Annotated in this window: 6 protein-coding genes and 1 pseudogene; all 7 read left to right on the top strand. The window is 53.2% G+C overall.

What is annotated here, in order from left to right:
• Positions 1-211, top strand: a pseudogene (locus tag PKO02S_RS31030) (hypothetical protein); the annotation flags it as partial.
• Positions 212-866: 655 nt separating this feature from the next.
• Complete coding sequence (locus tag PKO02S_RS31025) at positions 867-1835, top strand: ABC transporter permease (RefSeq protein ID WP_127589001.1); 969 nt, start codon at positions 867-869, stop codon at positions 1833-1835.
• A 17-nt stretch (positions 1836-1852) separates the two neighbouring features.
• Positions 1853-2746, top strand: a complete 894-nt coding sequence (locus PKO02S_RS31020; RefSeq protein ID WP_127588999.1) for a carbohydrate ABC transporter permease — start codon at positions 1853-1855, stop codon at positions 2744-2746.
• Positions 2747-2825: 79 nt separating this feature from the next.
• On the top strand, positions 2826-3611 hold the full coding sequence (locus PKO02S_RS31015; protein WP_127588997.1) for a response regulator transcription factor: 786 nt from the start codon (positions 2826-2828) through the stop codon (positions 3609-3611).
• A complete protein-coding gene (locus PKO02S_RS31010) occupies positions 3608-5359 on the top strand; it encodes a sensor histidine kinase (protein WP_127588995.1) in 1752 nt (583 codons plus the stop codon). The genes PKO02S_RS31015 and PKO02S_RS31010 overlap by 4 nt, the downstream gene beginning before the upstream one ends.
• A gap of 122 nt (positions 5360-5481) precedes the next feature.
• On the top strand, positions 5482-7110 hold the full coding sequence (locus PKO02S_RS31005; protein ID WP_164821803.1) for a type 2 periplasmic-binding domain-containing protein: 1629 nt from the start codon (positions 5482-5484) through the stop codon (positions 7108-7110).
• A 12-nt stretch (positions 7111-7122) separates the two neighbouring features.
• The gene (locus PKO02S_RS31000; protein ID WP_127588991.1) at positions 7123-8589 is read left to right on the top strand and encodes a sulfatase; all 1467 of its coding nucleotides are present in this window, start codon (positions 7123-7125) and stop codon (positions 8587-8589) included.
• The last annotated feature ends 61 nt before the right edge of the window (positions 8590-8650 follow it).

The following is an 8650-nucleotide window of genomic DNA, read 5'->3' as shown; positions in this document are numbered from 1 at the left end:
TCCCCACGCACCAACTGAGCACTCACGCCACCGGGCCTTCCGCCAGGACGGTTTTTCTTACTCTCCCCGACCGCACATCATTTTCACCATGCTGCTCAGCGGCGGCATCATCCGGGCGTACTTGATCGTCAAGTCGCTGGGCCTGCTCAATTCCGTCTGGTCGATGATTCTCCCGAACGCCGTGTGGAGCTTCAATGTGCGGATCACGTAAAGCTTCTACGAAAGCTTGCCGGAGGAGCTGTTCGAGTCGGTGCGGATCAACACCTGGCACCTGACACCCGACACCAGTCCGACTTTTCCTGACTACAGAGCTGCGTGGTCATACGAAGGTCGCTCCAGTCCGAATTTGCCCACTTACAGAGCCATTTCAGCCAGACCCCACCGAGAAAGCCCGTTCCAATTCGGCAAACTCGGACTACGTGACATTTTTCGGCGGAGGCCCGCTCTGTAAGTGGAATTCTGAGGCTGTCGATTCATGGGGGACACACCGTTTTTTGTGCGAAAAATCATACAATCTGGTCAAGGATAGTGGATTCAGCTGAGATTCTGTACAGTCCTCAGTTAATCGACAGCCTCATTTTTCGGACTACGGCATCATGGTTGCCTGGAGGATGGAGCCCAGTGGGTGCGAATGAAGTAACTATCAGAAAAGGGCCATGATTTCAACCACGATCGGAACCCGTCTTCCTGCCCTCCCAGCTCGCCGACTGCACTCCCCCTCCAGGATTTTTTACATCTGCTATATGAGTTGATTACCAAAAGGTCCTGAATCCGCTCCATACCTGCGACGAGACAGCCAACCTATAATAAGGATGTACCTGAGCGGTACGACTTAGAGAGCCGGCCCGGCAGGAGGGACTCGCAGCATGAAGGAAACTTCCACCATCGATCAACCGAAACCACTAACTGTTCCAACGAGCCGCACAGCCCGGCAACGGCTGCTAAAGCAAATATTCAACAACACCACCTTATATGTGTTCCTGGCGCCAGCCCTCATCTATCTCATTTTGTTCCACTACTTGCCGCTTTATGGCCTGCAGATCGCTTTCCGGGATTTTTCCCCTGCGAAAGGGATCTGGAACAGCACTTGGGTCGGTATGAAATACTTCGAGAAATTTCTCGATTCCTATTCGTTCTGGACACTGCTGAAAAATACGCTGTTCTTGAGCCTGTACCAGCTGGCGGTAGGGTTTCCGTTTCCCCTCATTCTTGCGCTCGTGTTGAACTACACCCCAATCCCGTGGCTGAAAAAGACGACGCAGACAATCACGTACGCCCCGCATTTCATCTCCATCGTCGTCTTGGTCGGGATGATGTTCGTCTTCCTATCGCCGACCAACGGCATCGTGAACATTGTGATACGCGAGCTGGGCGGCAAACCGATCGACTTCCTGGGCGACCCGGACATATTCCGACATTTGTTCGTCTGGTCGGGCGTGTGGCAAACGATGGGGTGGTCGTCGATCATCTACATTGCTACATTGGCCGGCGTGAGTCCCGAGCTGCATGAAGCGGCGATTGTGGACGGGGCGACCAAGCTTCGCCGGATCTGGCATATCGATCTGCCGATGCTGATGCCGACGGCCGTCATTCTGATCATCCTGAGTGTCGGACAAGTGATGAACGTCGGTTTCGAGAAAACGTTTCTGATGCAAACGCCGCCCAATCTGTCCCATTCGGAAGTCATCAGCACGTACGTCTACAAAATCGGCTTGCAGGGCGCGCAATACAGCTATGCTTCGGCTATCGGACTGTTCAACAATCTCATCAATTTCATCGTCTTGATCGCCGTCAACAAGCTAGCCAACAAAACGACACAGCATGGATTGTGGTAACCGGAGGAGAGCTGCAGATGATCAAGCGCAACACCAAAGAAGACATCGTGTTCGATGCCGTAATCCTATTTCTAGCCGTAGGAGCATTGCTCATCACCTTGTACCCGCTGTACTTTGTCGTCATTGCCTCCATCAGCTCGCCCGAGCATATCTTGTCCGGCCAAGTGCTGTTCGCTCCGAGAGGGATCGACTTTGCCGCTTATAAGTTCATTTTTCAGGAAAATCGCATCTGGACAGGCTATCGGAATACGATTCTCTATACGGTCGCCGGAACCAGCATTAGTGTAGTGGTGACGATTCTGGCGGGCTATGCGTTGTCCCGAAAAGATTTGCTGGGACGCGGCTGGATTATGAAGCTGATGGTGTTCACGATGTTCTTCAACGGGGGGCTGATCCCCACCTATATGGTCGTCAAGGACCTGAACTTGCTGAATACGCCGCTCGCGCTGATCCTGATCGGATCCGTCTGGGTGTACAACATCATCATCACGAAGACATTTTTCGAGAACATGATTCCGAAAGAGCTGCTGGAAGCCGCCTTCATCGACGGCTGCGGGAATTGGCGTTTCTTTCTCTCCATCGTGCTGCCGCTTTCCAAGTCCATTGTGGCGGTCATCGCGTTGTTCTACGCGGTCGGGCAGTGGAACTCTTACTTCAACGCCTTGATCTACGTTTCCAAAAAAGAATTGTTCCCGCTTCAGCTCATTCTAAGAGATATTCTTGTGCAAGGGCAGGCGCTGAGCACGCCGACCGATGCGTCGGAGCTGGACGCTTTTGCCGAGAAGCAGCGCATTGCCGAAGTGATCAAGTATGGGGTCGTCGTGGTCTCCACCTTGCCGATCATCTGCGTGTATCCTTTCTTGCAGCGTTTCTTCGTCAAAGGGGTCATGATCGGATCGGTGAAGGGATAATGTTCAAATATTCAAACGCTTGCCGGGCGTTGTATAATGGAACTCAAATGACGAGATTGACATCCCAGGGGACCTGCAGATGAGCGCATATCGTGTCGTGTTGGTTGACGATGAACCGTGGACTCTAATTTATCTGAAAAAGTCGTTTCCATGGCAGGAGATGGGGTTCGAGGTAGTGGCCGAGACCCGGAATTCCATGGAAGCCCTATCGCTTGTCGAGCAATATAAGCCGGATGTCGTCTTCACCGATATCCGCATGCCGCAGTTGTCCGGCATTGAACTGATGCAGCAGTTGAGATCGGCAGGGGTCCGCAGCGAATTCGTCATCGTCAGCGGCTTTGCCGAGTTTTCTTATGCCCAAGAGGCGGTTAAGCTAGGGGCGTTCGAATACTGTCTGAAGCCGGTCAGTCCGGAGCAAGCGGAGCAGCTGCTGCAACGGCTCGCGCATCAACTGGAGCGCCATCGCCAGGAGGGACGCCCGCTTCCGCAAGCCGAAGCCGTCAAGCAAGGAGCTCGTGAACAGGCGACCGAAGAAGAAGGCGAGCTGAACTTCGAGGGGATGCTCAAGTACATGCGGGATCATCTGGATGACAAGCTGCAGCTTCGGGAGCTGGCCCGCAAGTTTTATTTGAACCCCAATTACTGCTGCTTGCTGTTCAACAAGTTTACGGGCATGACGTTTTCCGAATATTTGACCGAGCTCCGGATGAAACAGGCTGCGCTCCTGCTTGGAGAGAAAGCTTTGTCGATCGACGAGGTCGCGAAGCGGGCCGGCTATCCGGACTATTACTATTTCAATAAAGTGTTCAAGAAGTTCTACGGGCTCACTCCCACCGAATACAGGAAGGCAGGGAAAGGGCTATGAAATGGCGATTTTCGAACCTCAAGCTCAACTATCAATTCGGCCTCATCGTCGTCTTCGCCGTCTTGCTCGTGGGGATTGTGCAGACGATCTACTATGTGCAGATCACGCGAGTCACGGAGCGCAAGGTGGAGACGTTCACCCGAGACAGCATGTCCCAAGCGGTAGGGACGATGAATATGATTTTCGACCGAACGGCCAAGGCGGCCGTGTTTTTTTCATACAGCAACTCCGTCCAATCGTTCCTGTCCGCGCGCGATCCACTCGATATTTTTCACACGCAGAAGGTTATCGAGGATATGATCAAGACCGGCATCGAGATGAATACAGAAATTCAGAATGTGGTTCTGGTGACTCCGGAGTGGAAACGCATTTATTACTATAGCGATACTCAAGTATCCGATGCCTTGGATCGAATTCAAGAGCGGACGGAGCGGCAGGGGGATCGGTATAGCGGATTCGTCTATTTGCCGGGCGACCCGATCAGCAAGCGGGACTCCATCGCCTATCTCATGCCGGTGTACTCTTCGACACCCGATTCTCGTCTCGGAGAAAAGCTGGGGAGCATCATCGTCTTCCTGAATCCGGACTTGTTGAAGCAAATCGTCGGACAGGCCGCGCAGCCGGAAAACGTGCAATTCTATATCGAGGACGATGGAGGTAAATGGATTGCTTCCAATTCGGAGATGGCAGAGCAAGCGATCAACCATCCGGTTCCAGGCCGTGAAATTTCCATCCGCCAAGAGATCGGCCGTACGGAATGGACGTTAGTGGGCATCGTACTGAAAGATAACGTCGTGCGCGATTATCAATTTTTCCGCGGCTTCACGATGATTGTGGGCGGCATCATGCTGTTGCTGCTGCTGGCACTCGCCTGGGTGTTTCATCGCAGCTTCGCGAAGCCTGTAACGCGGCTGCTCCGAGAGATCGGGGCGGTCGGGGAAGGAGATTTTTACAAGCAGATCTCCAATCGATACAGGAGCGAGATCGGCGGAATCGCCCTGCATATCAATCGGATGCTTCGCAAATTGGAAGGATTGAACAATCGTCACCTGGACACGCTCCAGCGGGTGTACCAGATCGAGATCAGCCGCAAGCAGACCGAGCTCTATGCGCTGCGCAGCCAAGTGAATCCTCATTTCCTGTTCAATACGATGCAGTGTATCGGCGGGATTGCGCTGGCCCGAGAAGTGCCGGAGATTGCTCAGATGACGGTCTCGATGTCCGAGATTTTCAAATACGCGGTAAGAGGCGAAGATGAAGTTCAGGTTCAGGAAGAACTGTTCATTGTGGAGCAATATTTGAAAATTATCGACATCCGATTCGCCGGGAAATTCCATTGGACCTTCGATATAGAGCCGGAGCTGTACTCCAAAACCATCATGAAGATGGTGCTGCAGCCTTTGGTAGAGAATGCGGTGTACCATGGCTTGGAGAAGTCCTATAATGAAGGACATCTCCGTATAACAGGACGTGTGATGGAGCAGTCGATCCAGCTCGAGGTGTGGGATAACGGTCCGGGCATGAATGAGGCCACATTGGACAAAATTCAGCAAATGCTGGCCCATCCCGTGGAGCTGGAAAAAGAAAGCATCGGCCGGCAAAAGATCGGACTCGCCAACATCCACTGGCGCATTCGACTGCAATATGGCGAAGCTTACGGGCTTCGTGTCTCGAGTTCGGCAGAGCTGGGAACGGTCATTCAGATTAAGCTGCCCCTGCTCGCAAACAATGAGTTGAATACAAATTGACCTGAACTGGCTCCATACTTTTGCTCAAGGTCGCATTATATAATCAGTTTGCATCGTGAAATCGCTTTCGTGTCAGGCGGTCCGGCGAGCAAATTACACAAAGAAAAGGGATGAAGGGTAGCATGAGGAAAAAGTTAGGCGCGTCGACAATTATGCATGCCTCACTTGCTTTAACGGTGGCGGGTCTCGTACTGGCGGGCTGTTCGAATGAAAAAGAGGGCGGAAGCGAAGCGGCCAAAAACGCGCCGGTTAACGACAAAGTAAATGCAACCGGACTGCCGATCGCAAAGGAACCGATGACCATCAAGATGGTCGTTAAGAAAAGCGATAACGATAAAACCTCCTGGCAGGAAAAGGAGTCCATCAAGAAGGCGCAGCAGGAAACAGGGCTGAAATTCGAGATCACCGAGATCCCGGGTATGGCTTGGAACGAGAAAATCGGCATTATGATCGCATCGAACGATTTGCCGGATGTGATCGTGGGCGGGATCCCGAACTTGTCGCTGTACATCGATTCCTTCAGGCCGCTGAACGGCCTGGTCGACAAATATGCCCCGACGCTCGTGAAATTGTATGGGAAGCATCCGGAGTACAAGGTAGCCGGCACGCTGCCGGACGGCAATCTGTACAGCTTGCCGCTGCTGCAGACGACGGGAAACTATGCGAATGTGGCGTTTTCCATCAATAAGGTTTGGCTGGATAAGCTGAACTTGAAGGTGCCGACCAACACGGACGAGCTGTACCAAGTACTGAAAGCGTTCAAGGACAAAGATCCTAACGGCAACGGCAAGGCCGATGAAATTCCATACAGCTTCTACAACGAGCAAAGCTACGGCCTCGATCCGATGCTCTGGAACTTCGGTCTTATGAACGACGGACAGACGAACGTCATGGTCGACAAGGGGAAAGTGATCTTCGTTCCTTCCGATCCGCGGTATTACGACTATCTGGTCTATCTCAACAAGATGTACAAAGATGGCCTGATCGATCCGGACGGATTCGTCCAGAAAAACGCCGACTATGTCGCCAAAGGGAAAAAAGGCGTGCTCGGGTTTTTCAATCATCACAGCTATGACGATATCGTAGTAGGGACGGATAAAGCCTCGGAATACATCGACATCCTGCCGATGAAGGACAAGAGCGGCAACATCTTGGCGTTGGGCAACAAAGTGCCTGGCGATTTCGTCTACGATGCCTTCGTGGTTACGAAGAAAGCTCAGAACCCGGAAGCCTTGGTGCGGCTGTATGAATATTTCAATTCCTCGTTCGACTCCAGAATGCTGTTCTCGTTCGGACCGGAGAATGTAGTCTGGAGCAAGGTGCAAGGCGACAAGTGGGAGAAGGCTACGAAGCTTCCGACCGGCTTCAACAACTTCGCCGAGCTGAGACATACGCAATCGCCGGGTATGAACGGCTTCTACCTGCTCATGGATGAGGACAACGATCGACTGAATGTGACCGATCCGCGGGATGTGAAGGTGAAGCAGAAGCAGACGCTGTACACCCCTTATCTCAAGAAGGATGTCATTCCGCTTGGCCAGGATTCTGCTGAAGTGTTGAAGGAACGGACTACGATGGCGACGGAAATCAACACTTACTTGTCGAATTTCTTGGCTCAATCGATCATGAAGGGGATTGATGATGCGGGGTGGAAGGAACATTTGGATAAATTGAAGAAATTAAATGTAGACAAATATGTGTCGGGGTATCAGCAATTCTATGACCGCGCCCAGAAGCTGATGGGCAAATAGGGGGAGTCGAAGATGAAGGCGATTATGCTCATGTTCGATACGTTGAACAGACATATGCTGCCGCCTTATGGCTGTGAGTGGATTCACGCGCCTAACTTTAAGCGGCTGGCCGAACGGACCGTTACGTTCGAGAACAGCTATGTGGGCAGTATGCCCTGCATGCCGGCCCGGAGGGAGCTCCATACGGGCCGAACCAACTTCCTGCATCGCGGCTGGAGTCCGCTCGAGCCATTCGACGACTCCATGCCGGAGCTGCTTCGCGAGAACGGAGTTTACACGCATCTGGTCACCGACCATCAGCATTACTGGGAGGATGGGGGAGCCACCTACCATACCCGGTACCAGAGCTTCGAGCTGATCCGCGGGCAAGAGGGAGATCCTTGGAAGGGCCATGTCCGTGACCCGGACATTCCACCGCTGGCCACAGGCGATACCCATACTCCGCTGGTGCGGCAGGACTGGGTGAACCGGCAGTATATCCGGGACGAGGAAGAATTCCCTCAGGCACGTACCTTCGCGGCGGGTATGGAGTTCATTCGCAACAACAGAGCGGAAGACCGATGGTTTCTGCAAGTGGAGACGTTCGATCCTCACGAGCCCTTCTATACCCCCTTGAAGTATCGCAGCTTATATCCGCATGCGTACGAGGGGAAGCACTTCGATTGGCCGCTCTACCGGCAAGTTCAGGAGTCCCCCGAGGAGGTGGAGCATTGCAAGCTTCAGTATGCTGGATTGTTGAGCATGTGCGACGCCTATCTGGGCAAGATGCTGGACCTCATGGACGAGTTGAATCTATGGGAGGATACACTGCTAATCGTCAACACGGATCACGGCTTCCTGCTGGGCGAGCATAACTGGTGGGCCAAGTCGGTGCAGCCGTTCTACAATGAAATCGCTCATACGCCGCTATTCATCTGGGATCCTCGCGTGAAGCTGCAGGGAGAGCGCCGGACCAGCCTTGTGCAGATGATCGATATGGCCCCTACTTTGCTGGACTATTTCGGCATCCACATTCCAGCCAATATGATCGGGAAATCGTTGGCTCAGACTATCGCTTGCGATAAGCCTGTACGGGAGGCTGCCTTGTTCGGCATCCACGGAGGTCATGTCAACTGTACGGACGGGCGCTACGTGTACATGCGCGGCCCGGCGACGGAAGCGAACGGTCCTTTGTACGAATATACGCTGATGCCGACCCATATGCGCAGCCGGTTTCGGGTAAGCGAACTGCAGGATGTAGAACTCGCCGATCCGTTTTCCTTTACGAAGGGCGTACGGACGTTGAAGGTCAAGAAGACGGTACCTCGGTCGAAGGAGTTGGCGACCATGCTGTTCGATCTGCACAGCGATCCTGACCAGGTCATGCCTCTGCAGGACCCGATCGTGGAGGGCAAGATGCTGGCGCATATGCGGCGGCTGATGGAAGAGCTGGACGCCCCGGCGGAGCAGTACGAGCGCTTGGGGATCGAGAGGGAATGAGTTAGAGTGAAGGGGAGGGACCAATGGTTCCTCCCTTTTTTGACAGATAAGAAAGTTTAAG

Origin of the sequence: Paenibacillus koleovorans NBRC 103111 (genome assembly GCF_004000845.1) — a bacterium.
In the GTDB taxonomy this organism is placed as follows: Bacteria; Bacillota; Bacilli; order Paenibacillales; family NBRC-103111; genus Paenibacillus_AA; species Paenibacillus_AA koleovorans.
The sequence above is the reverse complement of the archived record's forward strand: the minus strand, read 5'-3'. Positions and strand labels throughout refer to the sequence as shown.